The following is a 25,041-nucleotide window of genomic DNA, read 5'->3' as shown; positions in this document are numbered from 1 at the left end:
TGTACTGTTCCCTGCGCTGTTGGTATTTGAGGTATGCTTTCTGTCTGAATCGTTCATCCATTGGTCAAGCGTAATCCCATCCCCCGTTGGCGCCGCTATTTAATCAGCATTTACTTTAAGGCATAATTTTCCGATATAGTGGTCATTAAGCGAAACATGTGCATCATGTGCCTCTTCCAGCAAAAACGTGCGGCTGACAAGAGCGGTAATTTGATGATTTACAAGGTAAGAATAGAACCGGCTAATAATATCTGGATCCGGTTCACCGTTATATCCATATGCTTCTATACCATCGTGGGCTTGCGGTTCGGGGTGTATCCCGTTGGGATATGCGATGCGTCCTCCCGGCCGAATACATTTCATTGCAGCATGAACGGAATCTCCGCCTGCTGTAAACAGGGCAGCATCCAAGCCTTGAGGAGCGAACTTCATGGCGGCCTGGGCAATATCCTCTACGCGGCCGTTTATCACCGCATCACTGCCGAGCTTCTTGATCTGATCCACACCGTCTTCACCTGAAGCGACAGCAAGTACGCGAGCCCCTTTTTGCTTTGCAATCTGCACCGCCAAATGGCCTACTCCTCCGCTGGCGCCAATAATTATAATAGACTCTCCTTGCTTAAGTTGTAAAACATCTTCAAGTCCACGCAGCGCAGTAATCCCTACCCCCGAGATTACTGCTGCTTCCTGAGCGGTCATGCCATCGGGGATGAGAGAAGCATATTTGGCTGGAACAGATGCATATTCTGCATAAAATCCTCCACGGGGATTAAGAAAGGCAGGAGCAAATACGTTGTCGCCAATGTTGAATTCCACAACTTTTTCCCCTGTTACAGCCACCGTTCCGGCTCCTTCTGAACCTAAAACATAAGGAAACCTGGGCTCTATGCCATGCATTGCTGCATAACCGCCTTGACGTTCAAACGCATCCCACTCTCCCACACCTGCATATTCAACACGAATCAGTACGTCCTCTGGCCCGATCTCAGGCAATTCAATCTTCTGCATAACAAGTTCTTCAGGACCACCGAACCTATTAAGCACCGCAGCTTTCATGGTATCCATCTTAGCGTTCATGGTTAACGCCTCACTTTTTCTATAGTTTAATTGCAATTTAAAGAGTATCGGAATAACATGACAGTAGCTGACATGTTTAGGGTAAGGAGGAATTCATTTGTCCAAGACAAAACTCTTATTTAATCTCATGATGTATGTTAATGCGAAGCGCGCTTTTACGGCACAGGATGTGGCCTATGAATTCGATATTTCTGTTCGAACAGCTCATCGGTATTTGACAGAATTAAGTGAAATCGGCGTACCCCTCTATACCGAACATGGTCGAAACGGCGGTTATAGGGTGCTGAATAATAGGATACTGCCACCCATTATTTTTGACGAAAATGAAGCATTCTCCATTTTTTTTGCCTTTCAATCTCTTAAATTCTATCAATCACTGCCCTTTGATATTGAAATGAAATCTGTTTCCGTCAAGTTGTATTCAAGCCTTCCTAATGACGTGAAGAGAAAAATAGACCGGTTGGAAGCGGTACTCTCATTCTGGAATATAAAGAGAAGCGTCCCGTCACGATATCTAAAAGAAATCATCGACGCTGCTGCAGAGAAACAAATCCTGCAAATCGAATATATTTCAAAAGCAAATAATACGATCCGTGACGTTTCCCCAATCGGGATCTACGCATATGATGGCTTCTGGTATATGCCTGCCCTTGACTTGGCCAATGATGAGGTGAAACTGTTTCGGACAGATCGGATTGTTTCCTTGAAGACTATGGACAAGGAGCATGACCAGCAAGTCACGATTAGTGAATGGTTGAACAGTCATACAGCCCAGATACCGTCGGATCCGATTCGTTTGTTCGTTGAATTGACCAGGGAAGGGCTGAGACAATGCCGCAGTCAGCCCTGGTTAGAGCCTGAGAGTGTGGTAGGTGATGAGGATCAAGCATACATAGACACCGTAATTGATAAGAGTGAAGTCGAATTTGTAGCCAAGTATTTTCTCCAATTAGGTACTTCCGCCAAAGTCATTGAGCCGCGTGAAATAGTTGACCGTATTCGTGCGCTGTCCCAAGAACTACTCCTGCAGTATTCTGATATGTAACTATGAGTCTTGTTGCAGTAGCAGGTAGCGCCCCTATCCCAAAATGTCATTATTGGATATTCTTCCACCATGCTGGTTAGAATTCCCCTACAAAAAAGACGCTAAAATATTCATTCCCAGAAATTGTACCGGCCTAAGACAGGAGTCCATTATCCTTGGAGAAGTTCGCTTAACCAATATGACCAATCTCCGTTCTATAAAGCTAGTCGCAGGTCCAGATCCATGTGAAACTCACCATACGGATTAATATGGTTGTAAATAAGGGGAGTTTGATTAATTTGTAAAAAAGTTTGATAAGAATGGCCTCTTGAGATATTGGGATCTGTGTAGCAATGGAACCATGTTTGTGAAAATTCGTATATAATGATGCGATTTTATGTTGAAGGAGGAAATATATGACACAAGCATCAAACACTATTCCTGGAACCGCAGTGCGTGGAACGGCTTCTGGTGTATTTTTCATGGCGTTCTTCGGTACTCTATGGGCGTACACAGGTGTTATGGGATTGCAGGGCTGGGGGGGAGTTCCGTTGTTGTTAGTTGCTGCTGTTACCATAGGTATAGCACTGTTCATCGGTGGTGTTTCATTAATACGTGCATCGAGAGGATTAAAGAATCAGGTTTCAAGTGCAGATTTAAATAGCAGAAAGAGTACAAGGTTCTGGTTTAACATTATTTCCGCAGCACAGGGTTTGGCTATTGTCATTACGATTGTTGTTTGCAACGCTACTCGTCATCCTGAACTTATACCTCTCATAATAACTATTATTGTCGGTGTTCATTTTCTCCCATTGGCCCATCTTTTCCAGGTCAGACTCTATTATTTTACAGGCGCACTCCTTTGTTTACTTGCCATTATTACATTGCTGTTTGTACCTGAGAAGGTCACGCTGGGGGAACATCAGATAGATGCTTTTATGTCTGTAGTAGGCCTTGGCTCTGCCCTGATCTTGTGGGGAACTAGTCTGGCAATATTGCTAATAGGTAAAAGACTGTTATCGGGCGCTTTAAGTCCGAGGTAAGTCCATAAACGGCCATACAGCTAGGGGAAAATGTAATGGTGCGGATACACACGAATTAAAAGGTACTTATAGACTCTTTGAATAAGGAGTTTAGCCAATTTCTATATCGAATTGGTTTCTATCCATAAAGAATACATACCAATCATCATTCATTTATCCCCTGTGGCCACTTATGGAGTTATCTCGGATCATCCCCGAAAACAAACGGGAAGCATAGGAAACGAAGGATCGAATTCCATCATGCAAACATGCATGCCTGGGATCAACTTAAAGAAATCGCTAAAACAGGTTGTGACCCTGAAAAGCATTTAGTATAATAACTGGAATAATTGCTAGTATCGTCCAATTGCTTTTGCATTCGAATCATTAAATGGAGGAATTCAAATGACAAAGGTGATGATTACCAAACGTTTGACATTACGGCAGCTTGAGCTTCACGACGCTGAAGCAATCGAAAAATTGGCTGGAGAAAAAGAGGTAGCAGATACGACACTGAATATGCCTCATCCATATCCAGCGGGTTTGGCCTCAACTTTTATTAACGCAAGGCATGAAGCTGCAGCAAGAGGCGATGGCTTTTCGTTCGCTGTTACTCTTACAGAAGGCGGGGGTATTCCTCGGAGTTGTGGGGCTGCATGTAAACAAGACTCACAATATGGCAGAACTGGCTTATTGGATTGGTAAGCCATACTGGAGGAGCGGTTACTGCACAGAGGCGGCGGAACGGGTCGTTCAGTTTGCATTTGATGAGCTGGCGTTAAACCGGGTATTTGCTGCAGCAATGACGCGAAATCCTGCTTCGTATAAAGTAATGGAGAAAATAGGAATGAAACAAGAAGGTATCTTGCGCAATCATATTCGTAAAGGAGAAACTTATGAGGATCTGAGGTACTATGGGATTCTCCGAATCGATACACAATCCACTCCTATACCTCAAATTCCGGCTCAATAATTGCGAAGACCAGATCTGCATCGCTGCACAAAAAAGAGCTTCTCCGGCTTTATTAACCGGAGAAGCTCTTTCGCATGTTTATTTAACACTCCATAAGCGAGGGCCTGGCTCGTTTAACCTTATTTCAGCCTAAGCTTCCCTGACTTTTGTTGGTTCCATTTTCTTACCGACTTGAACTTCTTCGACGACTCCGGTTCGTTTAATAAAGAACGAAAGGAGCAGGCCGACAATTCCGATTCCGATAATGACCAGATAAGCATCATTGATGCCCTGAATGGTCGACTCCATCAACATATGCTCTTGTGTTCCGTTACCCTCGCCTCCGGTTGCCATCATATCCTGGAAGTGGGATTTGGTACGGGTACTCATAACGGTGACTAGCAGAGAGGTGCCGATTGCGCCAGCCACTTGCTTGATGGTATTGGAAATGGCGGTACCGTGTGCATTCAGTCTTGCAGGCAGCTGGTTCAAGCCTGCTGTGGTGATCGGCATCAAGAACATGGCCATCCCGAAACGCCGTCCAGTAGACATGAGCACCAAATAGGTATAGCTGGTCGAATCAGTCAGATTGACGAAGCCAATAGTGGTCACAATCGTGATGGCCATACCGATAATGGACAGCCACTTCGCACCAAACCGGTCGAACAGTTTTCCGGTTATCGGCATCATAATCCCCATCAAGAGCGCACCCGGGAGCATCAGCAGTCCGGACTCCAGCGCTGTATATCCCCGCGCGTTCTGCAAGTACAGGGGAAGCAGCATCATATCTGCGTACATAACCATCGTTACCGCGATATTAATAACCGTCGTCAGGGAGAACATACTGTATTTAAATGCCCTGAGATCCAGAAGCGGACTTTCGGAGATCAGCTGCCGCCAGACAAACAGTATTAGGGAAACAACGCCCGCAGCTATGGTAACAATGACCTCTGCGCTTGACCAGCCTTTGCTGCCGGCGCTGCTGAAGCCGTAAAGCAGCGCGCCGAATCCGATTGTTGAGAGAAGGACACCCAGCATATCAATTTTGGGATAAAGACGTTCCGCAACATTTTTCAAATAAATGAAGGCAACGGCAATGACAATCACAACAAACGGAATCATGCCGTAGAACATGGTGCGCCAGGAATAATGCTCGATGATGTACCCGGCGACTGTAGGTCCGATGGCAGGTGCAAAAATAATGGCGAAACCGACCATTCCCATAGCGGCTCCACGTTTGTTGGCCGGGAATACGGTCAGGATCACATTCATCAGCAGCGGCATGATAATACCGGCGCCCGCAGCTTGAATCAAGCGGCCAACAAGCAAAATATCAAAGTTTGTGGCCACTGCGGATACAATCGTGCCCGCGAGGAAAATAACCATGGAAGTCTGGAACAGCTCCCGGGTCGTAAACCGCTGCATCAGAAATGCGGTAATCGGGATAAGCACCCCGTTAACCAGCATATAGCCGGTTGTCAGCCATTGGGCAGTGGACGCCGCAATCTCGAAATCGACCATCAGCTCCGGCAGTGCAACACTCATAATCGTCTGATTCAGAACGGCGATAAAAGCCCCCAGAATCATGACGAACAGCAGAGGTCCTTTCTTAATGGAACTGCTGTCAAACGCTAAATCTTTACTCATCCTGCTCAATCCCTTCAAATTTACCCTTAACTAAACAACACTTTGTTGTATAATAGGCTCAATGTAAAAAATTATAATGATCTCGATTATTTTTCACAAGCAACAAGTTTTAAAAAAATGTTTTTTAGTTTACACATGAAAGCCATCTGTTGCAAAGATGGATAATAATCTACAAATCAGATAGAAATTGTCGTTCAAAACCTGTAAGAGGAAGGAGATCCTATGTCGCCCACAAAATTAACACGTACGGATCCGCGTGTACTTCGTACAAGGCAATTGATCCGGGACGCTTTTCTTGATTTGCTTCAGGAGATGGAGCTTGAGAAAATTACCGTCAATCGGATCGCGGAACGCGCAACTATTAACCGCGTTACCTTCTATCTGCATTACCGGGACATTGCGGATATGATGGAGCGGATGGCAGATGACACGATTGAAGAAATTCAGGCGATCTTGAAAGATGTTCCGAATCAGCCTCAGCCTGCACCCACGGATAAAGTATGGCCCGTGCTGGTCAAAATGCTGGAGCATATTGCGGAAAATTCAAATTATTACAGAGTCATGCTCGCCTCAAAACGGATACCTGTGTTCACTGAACGACTCCTTAAACTGATGGTGGAAGTGCTCACCAATAAAATCGAGAAAGGGGACATTCCTTCGTCTTCTTTTTCCGTAAGTGTTCCGAAAGATATTATCATCTGGTATGTCTCATCCGCTTTTATCGGTACAATCGTCTCCTGGCTTCGAAACGATATGCCATACACGCCGCTCTATCTCGCCAAGCAGCTCTATTTGCTGGTACCGTTGAATTCAGAATCGTCTAGTCAAGAATAAAAGGGACCGTTAATTAATAGCAGGCATAATTGACGTATTGTGAGAGCATACTACGCGAATCAAGAGAGTTTCCTCAAGAAAGGAACCTGCGAAATAATGGCGAGAATGAAGGATAAGGTGGCTCTGATTACTGGAGGCGCCTCGGGCATAGGCTTGTCCGCCGCCAGCTTAATGGCAAAAGAAGGAGCTCAAGTAGTCATTGCCGATTTTAATGTTGATGGCGCTAAGGAAGCGGCAGAGAATATTAAAACCCAAGGCGGCGATGCAGCGGGCATATTTGTTGATGCCGGAAATGAGGATTCGATCAAGAAAGCCGTCGGATTTACGGTACAGCATTATGGCAAAATTACTTGTCTGTTCAACAATGTTGGCTTGACAAACCTGAAGAAGGATCTGGATGTTGTTCATGTTGATCTTGATGAGTGGGATCGACTCATGAATGTTAATTTAAAGAGCGTGTTATTGGGATGCAGGTTCGCGATCCCCCATATGATTCATGCTGGCGGAGGCTCGATTATCAATACAGCCTCCATGGCGGGTTTCACTGGAGATGCGGTCCGGGTTGCTTACGGGGCCTCGAAGGCAGCTGTCGTAAATCTAACGAAATATATCGCCACCCAGTATGGCAAGAATAACATTCGTTGTAATGCAGTCGCACCTGGATTGATATTGACGCCGGCAGCCGAGAATAATATGCCTCCGGAGGTATTGAATATTTTCGCGAAATACAACGCGCTGCCCTACCACGGAGAACCGGATGATATCGGGAATACCGTCCTGTTCCTGGCTTCTGATGAATCCAAGTTTATTACCGGACAGACGATTCAGGTGGAGGGCGGGCATTATATTGCCAATCCAACTGTTCCCGAGTTTGAGCAATTTATGGAAAAAGCTCAGCCATAACAACAGCTCGGAGATTGTGTCCATGCTGTCAGGTGTACTGGCGATTACAGGATCTGCAGTTCGCTCGCGGATGGTGGATACTCAGTCCAATAGCGTGTAAGATGACGACAGCCCCTTAATGATATTTAGGGGCTGTCGTTTATGTTTAAATAACAGAAAGTATAAAATTTTGGCCTATTCTTTTCTGATATTTCGATGGGAAGAAACGTATTGCGCCACAGCGGGTGATTTATATTAGGAAAGCGGGTAATATATACAATAGATATCAGAACAGAAGAAAATACCCGGAACAAAAGGAGCTGCAATGACAGACCATAACACAGCCTTGGAAGCAGGCTGGAATTTCGATAACAGTTACGCCCGCCTGCCGGAACTCTTATTTACAAAGGTGAACCCGACTTCTGTGCGCTCGCCCAAGCTGGTGATTCTGAATGACGCCCTGGCCACATCGCTGGGCTTGAACCCGCAAGCGCTGCAAAGCAAGGAAGGCATAGAAGTATTTGCCGGCAACCGGATTCCTGAAGGTGCAGATCCTCTTGCGCAAGCTTATGCCGGACATCAATTCGGACATTTTACGATGTTGGGAGACGGGCGGGCGATCCTGCTGGGCGAACAGATCACTCCTGGGAGCAAGCGGCTTGACATTCAGCTTAAAGGTCCGGGCAGAACGCCATATTCCCGCGGAGGAGATGGCCGGGCGGCGCTAGGTCCGATGCTGCGCGAATATATCATCAGCGAAGCGATGCACGGTCTCGGCATTCCGACCACCCGCAGCTTGGCCGTCGTCACAACCGGCGAGCCCGTCCGCCGGGAAACGGTGCTGCCGGGTGCCGTTATGACCCGCGTGGCAGCCAGTCATTTGCGGGTCGGCACTTTTCAATTTGTTGCGAATTGGGGCACCTCCGAGGATCTTCGGGCGATCGCCGACTACACTTTGGCGAGGCATTTTCCGCAGGGGGATGTACAGGAGAACCGCTATCTGTTCCTGCTTCAATCCGTTATCGCGCGTCAGGCCCAGCTGATCGCCAAGTGGCAGCTAGCGGGCTTTGTCCACGGGGTGATGAACACCGACAACATGGCTCTTGGCGGGGAAACCATCGATTACGGTCCTTGTGCATTCATGGATTCCTATGACCCGGCAACGGTGTTCAGTTCCATTGACAGAGATGGACGCTATGCTTATGGCAATCAGCCGCGTATCGCCGCGTGGAACCTTACGAGATTTGCCGAGACTCTGCTGCCGCTGCTGGATCCCGACGAGGCGCAGGCGGTCAAATTGGCCGAGGATGCCCTTTCTGATTTTGCCGGGCAGTATGAAGGAAGCTGGCTTGCGGGAATGAGGGCTAAGCTGGGCTTGTTTGATGAGGAGACGGAGGATGAAGCGCTGATTGAAGACCTGCTTGGCATGATGCAAAAGCATAGGGCCGATTACACCAATACGTTCCGCGCCTTGACCTTCGACAATCCAGCGGATATTGTCATGTCCGGCACGAGTGAATTTTCTGCCTGGCAAGAGCTGTGGCAGCGTAGACGGGGCAGGCAGCAAGAGCCTGAGACCTCCTCGGATCAATTGATGCGCAGCAGCAATCCCGCTGTTATTCCCCGCAACCATCGGGTGGAAGAAGCCTTGGAGGCAGCAGTGGAACATGAAGATTACAGCGTAGTGGAAGGGCTGCTTGGCGTTCTTGCGAACCCTTATGCACATTCTCCTGAACAAGCCGACTACACCGCTTCGCCTGCCCAATCCGACCGTCCTTACCGGACATATTGCGGGACGTGAGACGGCTACCGCAATAGCAGCCGAATAAGATAACTGAGAGCCTTGCGGGGTTCTCTTTTTTTTTGTTGACTTGCCAAAAGTAACGACTATATGAAACAGGGCTGCTATTTTTGATCGTTTGAGAATCATTTATATGAAAGCGCTGATCATAATCGTTAAATTTCTGACATTTCATCACCGGAGGTGCCTATCTCCTGCAGGGGTGCGGCTTTATAATAAGAAGTAAAGGCACGTGACTTTCTGCGAAAAACGGAGGGGTTGCAGTGAAATACACCAAGGTGATCATTGTGGATGATGAAGTACCGATCCGCGAAAATTTGCGCATGTTCTCCTGGGCCAGCCATAATTTCGAATTGGTCGGCGAAGCGCGTCACGGGCAGGAAGCTCTTGAACTGTGCCGAAGCAAAGAACCCGATATTGTGGTGACCGATATCGTGATGCCGGTGATGGACGGACTGAAGCTGACCCGCCAGTTGAAGGATTGGAAGCCTGAGCTTCAGGTGATTCTGCACACCTGTCACAGCGATTTTAATTATGCCCGCGAGGGATTGGTGCTGGGCGCTTGCGATTATTTGCTGAAAGGCACCTATCGGGAGCAGGAGCTGCTTGCGGCGCTCAACAAGGCCAGAAGCTTACTGCCGCAGCAAAACCAGGAGGAGCCGGACCAACGCTATGAGATCAGATGCGCCGCCGAGTATGTGAGGGAGCATCTGAAGGAATCCTTCGGTATCCCGGAGGTCGCGCGGCATGTGGGTCTGAGCACCAGTTATTTCGGCATGCTGTTCCGCAGTGAAACGGGGGAATCGTTCCAGGATTATGTGAAACGGATCAGACTGGAGAAAGCCTCCTATTTGCTGCGCCATAGTCCGATGAAGGTATACGAAGTGGCCTCTGAAAGCGGATTTCCCAATTATCGTTATTTCACCGATGTATTCCGTCAGCAATTCGGCAAAGCCCCGCGTCAATTCAGAGGAAGCGATGGTTAGCTCACAGCGGTTTTTCAGGAGCATGTACGTCCGGCTTTTCCTGACGCTGGCGCTGGCCAGCCTGCTGGTGTTTTCCGGCTTGCTTTACAGTGCGCTCAGCAGCTCCCGGGCGGCGTTGATTAAACAAAAATCGGCGGATATGACGCTTTTTCTGGAGCGGACCGGGCAATATCTCGATCTGTATCTGCAGAATATCCGGAACATTTTAATTAACGCCGCAGCCGATATGGACCAAAAACTGCTGAGCGATCCGGCTAAATTGCAAAGCGCCCTGCAGGGATATATCGCTCCGAACGGTACGATTATATCCCATATGTTCGTATTGAAGCAGGATGGGACGGTTATTTCAAGCAACCAACTGGCCTACGATATCGTCGGTCATGCGGAGCTGCCCAAGATCGCCCGTGTCGCCAATGAGAATCCCGGTCTGGTCAACTGGAGCGAACCTTATTATACGCCGCTTCAGGTCGGACAGACGATCGCTTTCGCATTGGCTCTCAAAGGTGGGAGCGGCATCCTACTGGCGGAAATCAATACGGCACAGCTGACCAAGCGGCTAAACGAGCTGCTGTATAAATCGGGACAGGGATTTGCACTGTTTACCGGGAACGGGAATATCGTATCCTATAATCCGTACAGCACCATCGTGCCTTATAAGCCGGCGACTCTTCCCCCGGAGATGGAGGACCGTTTTACCGAGGAACTGACCAAACTTCCCAACGGGGTCAGCCGCATCCAAGGGGCAAGCGGGCCGCTGATGGCCGTGAAAAGCAAACGGTACGAGCTCAGCTGGTACCTGGTCACGCTGGCGGACGAACGCAAATTCAACGAAGCGGGACATTCGCTTTATATCCGGTTTCTTACAATAGGCGGGCTGTGGTTCTCCTTGCTTATTGTACTGACCCTCGTCATCAGCCGCCATTTCACGACGCCGATCAATCGGCTGGCGCTCCAGATGAACCGGGTGCGCGGAGAGCGCGTGGCCGTGCAGCCGCGGCAAATTGAACGAGGCGACGAAATCGGCCGGCTCACCCAAAGCTTTTACACGATGATGGGCCGCATTCAGGAGCTGCTACAGACGGTCAAGGAAAACGAAGAACGAAAAAAAGAGATCGAGCTGCAGCTTTTGGTCAACCAGATCCGCCCCCATTTCCTGTATAATACGCTCGCCTGCATAGGCAGTCTGGCCAAACAGCACCGGGTTCTGGAAGTGGAGGACACGATTCGTTCCCTTATTGAGCTGCTGACCTACAGTATCGGAAAAAGCGATCATGCCCCTCTGGAAGAAGAGCTTCATTCACTGCGCGCCTATGTGCAGATACAGAAGGTCCGTTATGGAGAATTGTTTCATTATGTGGAAGAAATTGATCCCGGTCTAAGCGGGATTCCCGTACCGAAGCTGATACTCCAGCCGCTCGTGGAAAATTCGATTTTTCACGGCATAGCCGGAAAAGGGGCAGGCACTGTCCGGATTCGGGCCATCGCCGAAGACAGGCAGCTTAAGCTCACGGTGAGAGATGACGGGCAAGGGATGACCCGCAGCCAGATTGAAGAAACGCTTGGCTCTCTGACCGCTGAGGCCGCAAAGAGCGGGGAACAAAATCAGGTTGCCGGTACGCCTCACGGCATTGGCCTGTTCAATGTACAGGAACGGATCCGGATTAATTACGGCCTCCCATATGGACTCCATATCCGCTCCGAACCGGGGCGCTGGACGGAAGTGACCATTTCGCTTCCGCTGCCGCAGGCGTAAGCCTGCGGTTTTTCTTTTGTGCAACACGCATGTTCCAGCCGTCAGTAGGCGGCAGTCGGAAGACCTGCCTTTGCAGCCGGGAGGCAGCGCAACCGTGAAACGTCTCGTTGTCGGCTGCAGCAAGGAATTTCCCAGTGGCGATGCATTAAAGGCGACATGAAAAGCGCCGGGATTTCGTCTTCTCTTTTGAGCCTGTTAACAGGGCATCTTGATTTTGATCAAGCGGGACATGGAGGTTGTTACCCGCTTATCTCCATACCTGAAAATTGTGCCTGATTCATTGATGATGGACTGCAGAAATATCGACGGAACGGCGCTTCAGAAACGGGGAGACAGGCTTCTGGATTAAACATTAGCTATGAACGATGACGGATAAGCCAAAATGTTCATATTCCTATATACTGGAATATTCTATAATCATTAATAGAGTCATATTCTTGTTCCTATAACATAGCCAGCCGCTGAATCAGAATACATCCTTGTATGACCAGGAGGTACACCATGCTAACGATTACGAATGAATGGATTACAATGCTAGCTCCCAATGCAGCAGCGATTGCGAATGCCAAGAAGATTTCGCAGAAGGGAGGCTTTGTAAAGCTCTATAAGTCTGAAGATAATAGCTTCATGATGGGCGAATGCAGCGGCAGCGGAAAATCAAACTACAACACAACTGTAGATTCGATCAATCCGGAACAGCCGGTCTTCGGCTGCAGCTGTCCGAGCAGACAGTTTCCATGCAAGCATGGACTAGCATTGCTGGTAGAAGCAATGGCGGGCAAGTCGTTTGAGAGCTGCGAGATTCCCGAAGACATTATCGAGAAACGGACGAAGAGGGAAACTAGACGTGAGAAGCAGGAGTCGAGCGAGCCTCCCAAAGTGAACAAGTCTGCATTAGCCAAGAAGATGAAGAAGCAGCTCGAAGGCCTCGGACTGGCCGAGCAATGTATGAATGACATGTTGAATGCTGGCTTAGGCACCATCAGCGGCAATTCGCTCAAGACGTATACCGATCTGGCCAAGCAGCTTGGCGATTATTATTTGCCGGGACCACAGATTCTCCTGAAGCGAATCATTCTGGAGATGGAATCGTTGAAGGATGATCCCAGCCATGCCGAGGAGCGATATGCTCATACCGTTCGTTACATGGTTCAGCTCCAAGCTGTCATTAAGAAGGCGCGGCAGTTCTTTGGCACCAAGCTGGAATCCGATCAAATTGAGGTAGAGGATTCGACTTTATATGAAAGCATCGGTTCTGTTTGGAATGCGGCACAGCTGAAGCAGCTTGGGTTATACCAAGAGAATAGTGAACTTATTCAGCTCTCATTTACGATATATTTGGATCAAGCCCGCGAGGAGTATGTGGATATCGGGTATTGGCTGGAGCTTGCGACGGGCGTTATCTCGAAGACGATTAATTATCGGCCGCTTCGTGCGCTCAAGCATGTGAAGCAGGACGATACGAGCTTTGATGTCGTGCAGGCGCGCGAGCTGTATTGCTATCCAGGCGACCTGAACAAACGCATTCGCTGGGATGAATTCTCGATACGGAATGCAGGTGTAGCAGATATACAACGGATTATTGAGCATGCCCATCAGGATATTGCGGCGGTTTCCAAGCTCGTGAAGAACCAGATCAAGAACACGCTGTCGGATAAATTCGCAGCCGTGCTGCTCGCCTACAAGCGTATCGGCAGGATTGGCGAGGACTATGTGCTGGAGGATCAGAATGGCCATACTTTATTGCTGAAAAATATACCCGACGGCATGACCGAATCAACTGTGGAGCTGCTGCATTATGTGCCAAGTGATGCTTTATTGGAGCAGCAGGTATTGTTCGGACTCCTATACTATGATCACACAACGAAGAGAATGGTCATGCAGCCATGTTCCATTATTACAGATGAACAGATTATGCGATTAATGTATTAGGAGATATAGCTTGCCTGATGAAAGCCGACAATCTGATAGAGATGGGAGAAACGACACAATGAGTATTGCCGCACTTTACGAATTGCAGGAACGGCTTAACAGCTCCGCTATTGCGGGGGTGAATATGATTAGCGAGGATTTCAGGCTGAAACGTGCTATCGAGCAATTTAGTGAAGCTGCCGTAGCCTCTCCGGTATTTCAGCGAATCGCGCAGCAGCTGCAGCCTCTGATCCAGCGCGATACGTCTAATAAGGCCGCAGTCCTAATGGATGCGCTCGCTTTGATTGATGCTGTACTCTATACGCAAGGGGCTACCCAAGTGAATGGGGAATTGGAGACAATCGCATCGACGGGGACTCCCTATGTGGCCAGCCGATACAGCGAGCTGCAGCCGTTGAAGCAAGCTTTAACGGAAAAAGGCTCGGGGCGTTACGAGGTTGTTCATACGGCTTATGAGTCACAATCACCGGCGCTGCATGATTTTCGTCTTAAAGCGAATCTTGTTGCAGCCCTTTGTGACAGCTATTCGGATATGGCTGATCTCGTCAAGAACGTTCTCATCACGGAGGACGAGGATGTCATTCCGCTGCTGAAGCAGCAGTTTGATCCGAAGGGCAAACGGGAGATGGCGCGCAGGGTGGAGATCATTGAGCAGCTTGCGAAGGGACGGGAGAATGATTTTTACATCAACTTGCTTGAAGGAAGCTCTTCAACCGTGAGGGAGGCGGCCGTTCATGCGTTGAAGCATGAGGAGCAGAACACAGACATCTTAATTCAATTAGCGGAAACGGAAAAGAGTGCTGTGAAGACAGCCGCTTATTCCTCGCTTGTCCATATGAACAATGATCGCGCTGCCACGCTTTGGTTGAAGCATGCCAAGAAACATCCGGCAGATGTCGAGGAATATCTCGATGATAATGGCAGTGATGCGATATCGGATGTTGTTGCCGGGAAGCTGGATGAACTTGTGGCTCCCCTATTAGAGGAGAAGCGCTTCGAGCTGGAGCCTAAGGAAGTCGAACTGCTGCGGACGTTGGTTCGCATGACGATTAACAAAACCTCCGTTTTCTTGATCGCCTTGTATGAGAAGCTGGCCGAGCATCAGAAGGGGCTTGGCAATCTCCGGGACAAACAGACCGCGCAGCAGCTGACCCTTGGCAGAGCGGACAGCAGCCTGCTGGAGGAAATCAATCTGAAATTGATCGAAGGCATGATCGGTGGATTGAATGAAGAAACCCTTCCTGCAGCGGAGCTGTTGTACCGCAACCATAAACAGGTATTCCTGCATGCAGGCTTTGCCGCTGCTCTGTTAAGCAAGCCGGCTGAGGCTGTGTATGATGAATTCGCACCCAAGCTGCGGGATAAAACCTGCCTGGATACGATCGCGGCTTGTCTATCCCAGATTTGTTACGATGAGAAGAAGCAGGCTTATTTCCTGTACGACAGCAGCTACAACGGGAGCAAGTATTGGCGGAATGAGGATGCGAGACAACTATTCGCTTCCTTGGACCCTCGCTGGATCGAATTGCTGACGAGCCCCGATATCTATAAAGCATCGAAGTTCAAGCGGTTAGGGCAGATGATGAGCTATGTAGATAGCGTCTACACCGGCAGCAAAATCATGGAGAAATACGATGCCATGCTGATGGGGCTCATCAATCCCGATAACCCGGCCAATTCTGCGGTCTTGTATCGATATTTTCTGCAAGGCTCCGAGGAGCTGTATTCCGATATCCAACTTTATGCGCTGTATCGTTTGGGTCATCGCGAGTTCCATGACCTGCTGCTGCAGCTGGTGCAGAAAGGGAATTTCTCGTCATATCAGCTCCAATCTGTGTGCAGGGATCTGCATCTGTCGCGGGAAGAGGAGATTAAGCTTCTCCGGGGGATGATTGCACTGAACGAAGAAGGGAATTTGAAGAACCGGTATTATACCGTTGAGCGGTTAAGAGCCCTTCAGGAAAAGCTGCAAGCTGGCGAGGAAGTCACGTATTGGTAGAACGGAAACCGTATCATGGAGCGATCACCATTTTGAAAAATAGGAGTGACTATAGATGTCAAGCACAACAGAGTTTCAACGATTGCCGGCTGAGGCCATGTATCAGCACGAGATGGACACCCTCATCCAAGCCGAAAGCGATCCCATTCCAACAGGGTGGAAAATGTCGCCCAAGTCGGTGCTTACTTATATTACGGGCGGAATGGTTAATGGAGTAGAGATTTCACCCAAGTACCTCGGACATAAGCGGCTTATTGAGATTGCAATTGCAACGCTGCTTACGGACCGTTCTCTACTGTTAATCGGTGAACCCGGAACAGCGAAATCATGGTTGTCCGAGCATCTTACCGCGGCAATCAATGGCGACTCCACGAAGGTTGTCCAAGGAACGGCAGGAACGACGGAGGAGCACATCCGCTATTCGTGGAACTACGCGATGCTGATCTCGCAGGGGCCTTCTAATGAGGCGATGCTGAAGAGCCCGATCTATCGCGCGATGGAGAGCGGAACGATTGCACGGTTTGAAGAAATTTCGCGCTGTGCTTCCGAGGTACAGGATGCATTGATCTCGATCCTATCGGAGAAACGCGTCTCCGTGCCTGAGCTGGCATACGAGCTGCCGGCGAAGAAGGGCTTCTCCATTATTGCAACGGCCAATACACGCGACAAGGGCGTCAATGAGATGTCGGCTGCGTTGAAGCGCCGCTTCAATATCGTTGTACTGCCGTCACCTGCAGACATTCAGACGGAGATCGATATCGTAAAGACGAGGGTAACGCAGCTTTCCGCGAATCTGGAGCTTCAGGCTGAGCTGCCCAGCGATGAGCTGGTGGAAAAGGTCGTGACGATCTTCCGAGAGCTGAGAGAAGGCGTCACCTTGGACGGCAAGCAGAAGCTGAAGACGACGAGCGGCGTGCTCTCCACAGCTGAAGCGATTTCGCTGCTTGCCAACAGTATGGCATTGGCAGGCGGCTTCGGTACGGGAACAATCACCGATTATGATGTTGCAGCTGCCCTGCAGGGAGCTGTCGTCAAGGACGAGGATAAGGATAGTATTGCGTTCAAGGAGTACTTGGAGAATATCGTGAAAAAGCGCGGCGAAAAGTGGCGTGATCTGTATAAGGAGTGCAAGGGGTTGAACGGATAGTGACTCAAGAGCCTACAATATTCGGAGTACGACATCTGTCTCCTGCCGGCTCCTGGCATCTATTAGAGCTGCTGAACCGCTTGAAGCCTGACCTGGTGTTAGTGGAAGGGCCGAGCGATTTGACGGATCAGCTCATTCATATCTGCGCACAGGAAACGAAGCCACCGATTGCGATTATGGCATACAGCGAGACCGTGCCGATTCGCACGATTCTATACCCGTTCGCGGTCTATTCACCCGAATATCAAGCGATCAAATGGGTTTATGAGAATCAGCGGGCCTGCCGCTTTATCGATCTGCCCTCATCCGTATTCTTGGCGATTCAGGAGAAGCGGGCTGCTATTGAAGCGCAGCAAGCGTCAGAGGAATCGGGTTCGGGTGTGGTGGCAGTGGAACCCTCTGTGAGTGTGAATAAGGGGATTGCCGAGCTTACAGGCGAGGATAGTCAGGAGACCTTCTGGGAGCGGCACTTCGAGCATAACCAGAGCAGCGGCGCTTATCTGCGCGGCGCTAGTGAATATGGCCGCCAGCTTCGTGAATGGAGGGATGAAGATCCGCTGGACGAAGCCGAGAATCTGCTGCGAGAAGCGTACATGAAACATCAACTCGAACTGGCCATCGCGGAGGGATACGATCCGGATAAGATCGTCGTCGTCACTGGTGCTTATCATGTCGATGGAATACGAGCGACAACAGCGCTTAGCAGCGAGGAGATTTCTTCCCTGCCGGCTATTCCTGCGCAGACAACACTGATGCCCTATTCCTATTATCGCTTATCCTCGCGCTCCGGGTACGGCGCTAGCAACAAAGCGCCAGCCTATTATGAGCTGCTGTGGGAGAGCTTGAATGCGTGCAAGCCGGAGCATACCGCTTACACGTATATGGCTAGACTGGCGGCCTACCAGCGACAAGCGGGGCATATGGTATCCGCGGCGGAGGTTATCGAAGCCGTACGGCTCAGTCAGACGCTGGCTCAGATGAAAGGCTTCACCGTGCCGTCGCTCCGGGATTTGCGGGATAGTGCCGTAACGTGCATGGGTCACGGGCATTTCTCCGAGATCGCGCTTGCCGTTGCAGATACCGAGATCGGTACGAAGCTGGGCAGCTTGCCTGACGGCATTAGCCGGACCTCCATTCAAGCGGACTTCTACCGGGTCCTGAAGGAGTTGAAGCTCGACAAGTATAAGTCGACGGTAGCACAGACCTTGGAGCTGGACCTGCGCGAGAACACGCGGGTGAAGTCGGAGCAGACGGCTTTTATCGACTTGTGGCGGTCCTTCTTTCTGCACCGTCTGCAGATGCTGGGTATTAGCTTTGTACGGAAGCAGCGGATCGATCAGGCCAAGGCGACTTGGGCGGAGACTTGGACTATGCAGTGGAGTGTGGAAGCAGAGATTCAGCTGGTCGAGTCTGCCCTAAAGGGGGAGACCGTGGAGCTTGCGACGGCGTTCATCTTCAAGGAGCGCATCGAGCAGAGTCAGACCATATCCGAAGCCGCGGCCATTATTGCGGATGCGTGCATGTGCGGCATGCCGCAATCGGTTCAGATTGCAACCTCAGCGCTGCAGAAGCTGGCGATCGATGCGGCTTCCGTGAAGGAAATCGCGGATACCGCGCACAGCCTTTCTATTGTCATTCGCTATGGGAGTATTCGCAAGCTTGATTATGAAGCGCTCGTGCCTATTCTGCAGCAGCTATTCTTCCGAGCTTGCTTGATCATGGCGGACAACTGCAGCTGCGATAACAAGGCTGTGACCGATATCATTGCCGCGATGGATCTATTGAATGAGGTATCAAACCATCATGATTTCCTGGATGCCCAGAAGTGGTTGGATGTATTAGAGGAACTGTCCAATCGGGACGATATCAACACGAAAGCCTCCGGCTTTGCAACAGCGATACTCCTGGAACGCGGCATCATGGACAATCAATTGCTTGCGGTTGAGGTTGAACGCCGCTTATCGAAGGGGATTCCTGCGGACTTGGGAGCAAGCTGGTTCGAAGGATTAGCGCTTAAGAACAAGTATGCCCTCATTGCAAGGCTTAGCTTATGGGAGAAGCTAAGCGAGTATTTGGATACACTTGACGATCAGGAATTCAAGCGCGCGTTGGTCTTCCTGCGCAGATCTTTCTCTCATTTCTCCGCCAAAGAACGCAGCGATATCGCGGAGAACCTCGGCGAAGTCTGGGGACTGAACGTGCAGCAGGTCAGTGATGTGTTGAACCGCGGAACGACAGAGCAGGAGCAAACGATGCTGTCGGAGCTGGATGACTTCGATTTTGGCGATATATAGAGAAGTATGGTGAACAAGCTGTCCGTGGAAGGCAAAGATGAAATATGGTTAAGGGGCATGATGAATATGGAGCAAGCGAAGCGTATCGCACGATGGCGTTTGATCCTGGGAGCAGACAGCAGCGCCATGCTGGAGCAGCTATCCCAACAGCCATGTCAGCTGACGGCTGAACAGGATCTGATGGACCAGGCTTTGGCTGCGTTATATGACAATACGGGTGGAGGCGGCTTAGGGCAAGGCGGTGGCAAGGGCCCCTCATCACCTCAGATTACAAAATGGCTGGGTGATGTGCGATCGCTGTTCGATCAAGAAATTGTCACGATCATTCAGAAGGACGCCATTGAGAACAAAGGCTTGAAGCAGTTAATATTTGAACCGGAGATCTTGCAGCAGTTGGAGCCGGATATCAATCTGGCCTCCACGATTATGATGTTGAAGGATCATATTCCGAAGCGATCCAAGGAGAGTGTCAGACAATTTATTGGGAAGATTGTCGATGAAATCAACAAGCTGCTTGCAGAAGACATTCGCAGGGCTGTAACGGCAGCCTTGAACAAGAAGCAGCATTCACCGATTCCATCTGCCGCAGCGATCGATTATAAATATACGATTAACCGCAATCTGAAGAATTATAATCCTGAGCTGAAGACGATCATCCCCGAGCGGTTTTACTTCTTTGACCGCGCCAACCGCACGAACAATTGGACGGTCATTGTGGACATTGATCAGAGTGGTTCAATGGGTGAATCTGTTATATACTCGTCCATCATGTCCTGCATCCTAGCAAGCATGAACGCGATTAAGACGCGAATCGTGGCATTCGATACGGAGATCATCGATCTGACGGAGAAGAGTGATGATCCGGTGGATCTGTTGTTCGGCATACAGCTTGGCGGAGGTACGGATATCAATAAATCCGTGGCGTATTGCCAGCAATTTATCGAGAATCCTTCCAAGACGTTATTCTTCCTCATCTCCGATCTGGAGGAAGGGGGCAACCGTGCGGGATTGCTGCAGCGGATCGAGGACATGAAGTCCTCGGGCGTGACGGTTATCAGTTTGCTCGCGATCGCTGATGGGGGCAAGCCCTACTACGATACTCAGATGGCACAGCGAATTTCTGCTATGGGTGTTCCTTGTTTTGCGTGTACGCCTGCGCTGTTGCCGCAGTTACTTGAGTTAGCTTTTAAGGGGTATGATTTGAAGGCGTTTGAGAAGAGTTTTGAGAAGAAGGTTGGGCTGTAGGAACAAGCAAGTGCGGGGGTTGCAGGCGGAGCATGCAGTCGACACCTGAGGCTGCAATTGTTGGGGTGCAGCAGGTTGATATGTTCCCGCTTAGGGTTCTAGCTCCGGATAAAAATAAGCTTTATCCAAATGAAAATATTAGAACAGTTTGTTACATTAAAAATTTACCAAGCAGGCCAAACGTTGAGCGAAAGAACAATTGCCTTTCAAAGGCGATATTTTGATTGGTAATGATGTATGGCTGGGACAACATGTCACGATTATGCCGGGGGTAAAAGTTGGCGACGGAATCATCCGGAGTCGGCGAATTGGGCGTTGGATTGGTTTGGCTTCTTTCCTGGTAAACGAGAATCACGGCGATTTATTGGTCAGCATGTGCTGACTCAGAACGATCTAGAGCAATCTGTTGATTTCGATGATGTAATCGCTTATGGCGGGTGGCCGATGGACACTCATCCGCCTCTTGGGATTTACGAAAAAGATTCCGACCCTTGTATTCAACCTTACTCGCCCTATATTTATGGTATTCCCTTGCGATCTTTAATAAGTGTTAATATCGATAATTTGATGTTCGCTGGTCGGAATATATCGGCAACACATATAGCATTCTCCAGTACCAGGGTAATGGCGACCTGTTCCTTGATGGGAGAAGGTCTAGGTAAATTCGCGGCAACGACTATTTCAAGTAACATGTCTTTACAGCAAGCTTGGAGAGATCCAGCTATCGTTAGAAAAGCACAACAACAGCTATTGAGGCAAGGGGCATACTTACCGGGTAGGTTACTTGAGGATTATAATCTGGCTGAGGAAGCCAGCATAACGGCTTCCTCAGAGCAGAATATGGGTCAAGCCCTATTAACTGTCGACCAACATACTCGCACAATACATGGCAAGGGAGGTGTTCGCCCTGAGCTTACTGAACCGGGTATGCATCGGTGGATGTCTGAGCCGGGGGATAGCTCACCTTGGTTAGAATTGAGTTGGAAGCAGCCAATCACCCTGCAACGTATCACATTAATCCTTGATTCAGGGTTGCATCGCCCTTTGATGCTGACACATGAAGATCGGTCGCATAGGAAGGTCATTTGGGGTCCGCAGCCGGAAGTATTGAAGTCATTTATCCTGTCGGTAAAGAGAGACGAACAGCCGAATTGGACCTCAGTAGCGAATGTTCAAGATAATTATTCCCGTCAATTGGTGTTTAAAGTTCAATTGGAGCAAATATCTAAGCTTCGTCTGGATGTTATTGAGACGAATGGTCTTGATCATGCACGAGTTGTTCAAATTCGTTGTATGTAAGTCAATTTCATAAACTCATTTTCCCAATATACAGAGCTGCATGATCTGAAGCAGGTGCACAGCCGCCAGCAGCTAGATACGCAGGTTTTACATCACTCGAATTGCGGGAGCCAGCATGCCTCCCATGACTACCAACAACAGCTAGAGGCCTATGCTATGATTGGCTGAATGAGCCGCAAAGGAGACAACAATATACCTACAAGACTTACAAGGATATATTGTTAAGCAGCAACTGCCCCCTTAGAAATATAGATAAGGGGCAATTATATTTGACTGAATACTTAAGTTAATGACATTGTTATAAATCAAGGCTTTAGCTGACTTCAACAAACACAAGCGCCAGGGATGCAGCTAGGTATAGCAGATACAATGGCTCCTGTGATAGCTATTTCTGAGTTACAGGCTGGAGAAAGCTATACCAACCAAGTGACTCCTGTACTCGAAAAGATTGCCCCGCTATACAGAGACGGCGGACGCCCGCCGGTGGATCCAAGAGTATGCTTCCGGATGCATTATCTGTACTTTACACGACCGGAAATTTCCCCATTTCAGGAGCTGGAGAGGCAATTAAAAGAGCCAAAAACCAGGTTGGCGCAACTTTATTGGTGTTCCTAACATCGATAAAGTTGCGCCTGTTCACAGTTGCTTGAATTACGCAGCCCACTCATGTGGAGTGCTGTGTGTTGTTGGTTAGAGAGTGAATTCAAAAGCCACACTTACCTCCTTACAGTAGCACCATCGTTTGAGCCTCGTCCATGTTCGCAATCGCGGCACGAACGGGGCTTATTCGCGTGCAGCAGCTTCAGCCCATCAAAATTCGTCTATTGTTTAAATATTGTCCATATAGGATTTTTTGATCGTTGGATATAATGGTGACCAACAACCGCTCGAAAATACTGTCGCATCGAGTAGGGTGCCACAACTGGGAGGGATGAGAATGCTATGAGCGGGAATCATCTTATCAAGCTTGTGGTTGCACTTGCGGTCGCCGAGGGAACGGTGCCGCTGTCTTAGTCGGTTCACGCACAGGATACGAGCATCGACCGCCATCTTGCCTTGGATCAGGCGTTAAATTTCGGCCGAGAATCTCGGAATCGCGCTGGGCGGTCGGCTCGCATGGGGAGAAAGCTATTATCTGGATAGGTACATGACGATGTACGAGGCCGCTCTGCCATGGGCGGCTTCCCCCTATCGGCATAAAACATTGAAAAAACTGACAATTTCATGGCGGAGCTGTATATTTTCCGGCATTGTCTTCCCGCTATAATTAATCTTGTCAGCAGATGAATTCAAGTGGGGGGAAAGCATGGTCAAGATGCAATCATCTTCAGTCATCGGGACGTTATCCGGCCCCGGATCGCGCCCAAGAAACAAGCTGTGGAAAAAGGTATGGAAATACCGTGCGCTCTACCTGATGCTCATACCGGGACTGGTCTATTACGGGATCTATGTATACGGACCGATGTATGGCGTCATTATCGCCTTCAAAGATTACAATTTCCTCAAAGGAATAACTGGCAGCCCGTGGGCGGACCCTTGGTACAAATATTTCAAAGCGTTCTACGATTCGCCGTATTTTCTCCCAATCATGCGAAATACACTGCTTATCAGTTTGTATAAACTGGTCTGGGGTATGCCGCCAGGCATCATTCTCGCCATTATGCTCAATGAAGTGCGGAATAAGGCGTTCAAACGTGTCGTTCAAACGATTAGCTACTTGCCGCATTTCTTATCGACAGTCATTATTTACGGATTGTTGATCGCGCTGCTGTCCCAGACCGATGGATTGATCAACCAGTGGATTAAGTCGTTCACAGGAGAAGCGATTCCATTCCTGACCTCGACGGACTGGTTCCGCAGCCTTCTCGTGTCGTCCGGAATCTGGCAGAACGTAGGTTGGAGCGCGATCATTTATTTGGCGGCCATCACTGGGATCGATCCGACGCTGTACGAAGCGGCGCGTTCCGACGGGGCGGGGCGGCTGCGGATGATTTGGCATATTACCCTTCCCGGCATCCGCAATGTCATTCTGCTGCTGCTTGTTCTCCGGCTTGGACACGTCCTGGATGCAGGGTTTGAACAGATTTATATTTTCTACAACGTACATGTCTATCCTGTAGCTGATATTATCGATACTTGGGTGTTCCGTGTTGGTCTCGAACAGATGAACTTCAGTCTGGCAACGGCTGTCGGGTTGTTCAAAACCTTAATCGGCATCGTCCTGGTCGTTGGCGCCAACAAGCTGGCAAGACGCTGGGAGGGTTCCATATGGTAGGGACAGTTGCCCTTAAAGACAGAGCGTATATGTTCTTCGTTTATGCGTTTCTTATCGGGCTGTGCGTCGTCGTTGTTTTCCCGCTCTTATATGTCGTCAGCGTATCGCTTACCCCTTACAGTGAAGTGATGAAGTACGGCGGTTTTCTGGTTATCCCGAGAAACATCACATTTGCGGCGTACAAAGCTTTTCTAAGTGATCGGATGATCCCGCACGCTTATTCCGTTACCATCTTCATCACCGTTGTCGGGACGTTCATCAATCTGCTGCTGACATCGATGATGGCTTACCCGCTGACCAAGAAATATTTGCCCGGACGGAATTTTTTCCTGCTGCTGATCGTGTTCACAACGCTGTTCGGCGGCGGCATGATCCCGACTTACCTGATCGTCAAGGCGACAGGGTTGCTGGATTCGGTATGGGCAATGATTATCCCCAGCGCAATCGGATCATTTAATCTTCTTGTCATGAAAGCGTTTTATGAGAACTTGCCGGAAAGTCTTGACGAAGCAGCCCGCATTGACGGCGCGGGAGAAACAAGCATCATGCTGCGGATTGTGCTGCCCTTGTCCATGCCGATCATGGCGACAGTCGGACTGTTCTATGCGGTCGGGCATTGGAATGAATTTTTTGCTGCGATCATCTACATTAGCGACCGTAAGCTTCATCCGCTGCAAGTGATTCTGCAGACGATATTAAAGTCCACGCAGAATACCGGTGAAATTAATGTGGAAGAGACGCTGCCGACCGTATCCCTGCAGATGGCTGCAGTTGTTCTGACAGCATTGCCGATCATCATTGTTTATCCTTTTATCCAGCAGTACTTTACCAAAGGCGTACTGCTTGGATCGGTCAAGGGTTGACATATAACC

General features: G+C 49.3%; 19 protein-coding genes and 1 pseudogene. 18 read left to right on the top strand and 2 right to left on the bottom strand.

Translation table 11 applies throughout. The annotated features are described in order from the left end of the window. Nucleotides 1-99: 99 nt before the first annotated feature. Complete coding sequence (locus IEY46_RS20530) at nucleotides 100-1,077, bottom strand: quinone oxidoreductase family protein (protein ID WP_188994515.1); 978 nt, start codon at nucleotides 1,075-1,077, stop codon at nucleotides 100-102. Between the two features lie 97 nt (nucleotides 1,078-1,174). Here IEY46_RS20530 and IEY46_RS20525 point away from each other — a divergent pair, with 97 nt between their 5' ends. The 4 genes from IEY46_RS20525 to IEY46_RS20515 all read left to right on the top strand — a co-directional run bounded on the left by IEY46_RS20525 (nucleotide 1,175) and on the right by IEY46_RS20515 (nucleotide 4,096). Next, on the top strand, nucleotides 1,175-2,122 hold the full coding sequence (locus IEY46_RS20525) for a helix-turn-helix transcriptional regulator (protein WP_229750434.1): 948 nt from the start codon (nucleotides 1,175-1,177) through the stop codon (nucleotides 2,120-2,122). Nucleotides 2,123-2,517: 395 nt separating this feature from the next. After that, nucleotides 2,518-3,144, top strand: a complete 627-nt coding sequence (locus IEY46_RS20520) for a DUF7010 family protein (RefSeq protein WP_188994514.1) — start codon at nucleotides 2,518-2,520, stop codon at nucleotides 3,142-3,144. 384 nt (nucleotides 3,145-3,528) lie between these two features. Next, nucleotides 3,529-3,828, top strand: a complete 300-nt coding sequence (locus IEY46_RS36470) for a GNAT family N-acetyltransferase (RefSeq protein WP_229750525.1) — start codon at nucleotides 3,529-3,531, stop codon at nucleotides 3,826-3,828. Continuing rightward, the gene (locus IEY46_RS20515; protein ID WP_229750509.1) at nucleotides 3,716-4,096 is read left to right on the top strand and encodes a GNAT family N-acetyltransferase; all 381 of its coding nucleotides are present in this window, start codon (nucleotides 3,716-3,718) and stop codon (nucleotides 4,094-4,096) included. The genes IEY46_RS36470 and IEY46_RS20515 overlap by 113 nt, the downstream gene beginning before the upstream one ends. Nucleotides 4,097-4,225: 129 nt before the next feature. On the opposite strand, the gene IEY46_RS20510 is transcribed toward IEY46_RS20515, so the two are convergent. Next, the gene (locus tag IEY46_RS20510) at nucleotides 4,226-5,722 is read right to left on the bottom strand and encodes a DHA2 family efflux MFS transporter permease subunit (protein ID WP_188994512.1); all 1,497 of its coding nucleotides are present in this window, start codon (nucleotides 5,720-5,722) and stop codon (nucleotides 4,226-4,228) included. 222 nt (nucleotides 5,723-5,944) lie between these two features. On the opposite strand from IEY46_RS20510, the gene IEY46_RS20505 reads away from it, so the two are divergent. The 14 genes and pseudogenes from IEY46_RS20505 to IEY46_RS20440 all read left to right on the top strand — a co-directional run bounded on the left by IEY46_RS20505 (nucleotide 5,945) and on the right by IEY46_RS20440 (nucleotide 25,032). Further along, nucleotides 5,945-6,556 (top strand): TetR/AcrR family transcriptional regulator, encoded by a 612-nt coding sequence (locus IEY46_RS20505; protein WP_188994510.1) that lies wholly within the window; start codon nucleotides 5,945-5,947, stop codon nucleotides 6,554-6,556. 96 nt (nucleotides 6,557-6,652) lie between these two features. Then, the gene (locus IEY46_RS20500; RefSeq protein ID WP_188996061.1) at nucleotides 6,653-7,459 is read left to right on the top strand and encodes an SDR family NAD(P)-dependent oxidoreductase; all 807 of its coding nucleotides are present in this window, start codon (nucleotides 6,653-6,655) and stop codon (nucleotides 7,457-7,459) included. A gap of 304 nt (nucleotides 7,460-7,763) precedes the next feature. Further along, nucleotides 7,764-9,239, top strand: coding sequence for a protein adenylyltransferase SelO (locus IEY46_RS20495; protein WP_188994508.1), 1,476 nt, complete (start codon nucleotides 7,764-7,766; stop codon nucleotides 9,237-9,239). A gap of 263 nt (nucleotides 9,240-9,502) precedes the next feature. Further along, the gene (locus IEY46_RS20490; RefSeq protein WP_188994506.1) at nucleotides 9,503-10,225 is read left to right on the top strand and encodes a response regulator transcription factor; all 723 of its coding nucleotides are present in this window, start codon (nucleotides 9,503-9,505) and stop codon (nucleotides 10,223-10,225) included. A 22-nt stretch (nucleotides 10,226-10,247) separates the two neighbouring features. Continuing rightward, the gene (locus IEY46_RS20485; RefSeq protein WP_188994504.1) at nucleotides 10,248-11,978 is read left to right on the top strand and encodes a cache domain-containing sensor histidine kinase; all 1,731 of its coding nucleotides are present in this window, start codon (nucleotides 10,248-10,250) and stop codon (nucleotides 11,976-11,978) included. A gap of 501 nt (nucleotides 11,979-12,479) precedes the next feature. Next, complete coding sequence (locus IEY46_RS20480) at nucleotides 12,480-13,910, top strand: SWIM zinc finger family protein (protein ID WP_188994502.1); 1,431 nt, start codon at nucleotides 12,480-12,482, stop codon at nucleotides 13,908-13,910. A gap of 58 nt (nucleotides 13,911-13,968) precedes the next feature. After that, a complete protein-coding gene (locus IEY46_RS20475) occupies nucleotides 13,969-15,909 on the top strand; it encodes a HEAT repeat domain-containing protein (protein ID WP_188994500.1) in 1,941 nt (646 codons plus the stop codon). A 55-nt stretch (nucleotides 15,910-15,964) separates the two neighbouring features. Next, a complete protein-coding gene (locus IEY46_RS20470; protein WP_188994498.1) occupies nucleotides 15,965-17,056 on the top strand; it encodes an ATP-binding protein in 1,092 nt (363 codons plus the stop codon). Beyond that, entirely contained in the window at nucleotides 17,056-19,350 is a 2,295-nt protein-coding gene (locus IEY46_RS20465; RefSeq protein ID WP_188994496.1) for a DUF5682 family protein, read from the top strand. Before IEY46_RS20470 ends, IEY46_RS20465 begins: the two co-directional genes overlap by 1 nt. A gap of 66 nt (nucleotides 19,351-19,416) precedes the next feature. Then, on the top strand, nucleotides 19,417-20,595 hold the full coding sequence (locus IEY46_RS20460; RefSeq protein WP_188996059.1) for a VWA domain-containing protein: 1,179 nt from the start codon (nucleotides 19,417-19,419) through the stop codon (nucleotides 20,593-20,595). Nucleotides 20,596-20,788: 193 nt separating this feature from the next. After that, nucleotides 20,789-20,890: pseudogene (locus IEY46_RS37075) on the top strand (acetyltransferase); the annotation flags it as partial. 20 nt (nucleotides 20,891-20,910) lie between these two features. Beyond that, nucleotides 20,911-21,894 (top strand): FAD-dependent oxidoreductase, encoded by a 984-nt coding sequence (locus tag IEY46_RS20450; protein ID WP_188994494.1) that lies wholly within the window; start codon nucleotides 20,911-20,913, stop codon nucleotides 21,892-21,894. Between the two features lie 1,315 nt (nucleotides 21,895-23,209). After that, nucleotides 23,210-24,169 carry an ABC transporter permease gene (locus IEY46_RS20445; RefSeq protein WP_188996057.1) on the top strand — a complete coding sequence of 320 codons (960 nt, stop codon included), beginning with the start codon at nucleotides 23,210-23,212 and terminating at the stop codon, nucleotides 24,167-24,169. Beyond that, complete coding sequence (locus IEY46_RS20440) at nucleotides 24,163-25,032, top strand: carbohydrate ABC transporter permease (protein ID WP_188994492.1); 870 nt, start codon at nucleotides 24,163-24,165, stop codon at nucleotides 25,030-25,032. The genes IEY46_RS20445 and IEY46_RS20440 overlap by 7 nt, the downstream gene beginning before the upstream one ends. Nucleotides 25,033-25,041: the final 9 nt, after the last annotated feature.

The sequence above is a fragment of the Paenibacillus nasutitermitis genome, assembly GCF_014641075.1.
In the GTDB taxonomy this organism is placed as follows: Bacteria; Bacillota; Bacilli; order Paenibacillales; family Paenibacillaceae; genus Paenibacillus_Z; species Paenibacillus_Z nasutitermitis.
Note: the sequence above shows the minus strand (reverse complement) of the source record. Positions and strands in the feature narration are given on the sequence as shown.